This window comes from Bradyrhizobium sp. BRP19 (genome assembly GCF_020194195.1).
Taxonomy (GTDB): domain Bacteria; phylum Pseudomonadota; class Alphaproteobacteria; order Rhizobiales; family Xanthobacteraceae; genus Bradyrhizobium; species Bradyrhizobium yuanmingense.
Genome location: NZ_JADYVZ010000106.1, coordinates 1 through 459, shown reverse-complemented (window position 1 = coordinate 459; position 459 = coordinate 1). Strand labels below are relative to the sequence as shown.

General features: G+C 63.0%; 2 pseudogenes. Both read left to right on the top strand.

Annotated elements, in window-relative coordinates:
• A pseudogene (locus tag I6F36_RS38705) lies at nt 1-284 on the top strand (hypothetical protein); the annotation flags it as partial.
• Nucleotides 281-459, top strand: a pseudogene (locus I6F36_RS40155) (hypothetical protein); the annotation flags it as partial. The pseudogenes I6F36_RS38705 and I6F36_RS40155, both read left to right, overlap by 4 nt.

Genomic DNA, 459 nt, shown 5'->3' with positions numbered 1-459 from the left:
ATCTAATGCAGAAGGTGATCGAGCCGAGCCTGAAGAATTTGGAGTTCGACGAGGCTGACATCGCAGTCCGGTGGTGGCCGCTCGGCAAAGCCAAAGGCGTGGTGATCGATCCGCAGCGCCAGTTCGGCCAGCCGATCGATGACGCGACCGGCGTACCGACCAGCGTGCTCGCGGAGGCCGCCAAAGCCGAGGGCTCGCCCGCCGCCGCCGCCAAGCGATTCATGGTGCCGCTCGCCTCCGTTCATCGCGCTGTTGCTTTCGAACAGCAGCTCGCAGCGGCGTGAAGGTCTTCTTCGATAACTGCACATCGCCCGTGTTCGCGGGATGCCTTGATGCTCTCATCCGACGCGATGGCGACGAGGCGCACCATGTCCGCTTCATGCCCGAATACGGCTTCACGCCGGACACCAAGGACGCCGACTGGATCAAGCAACTCGGCGCTGACAATGACGTCTGGAT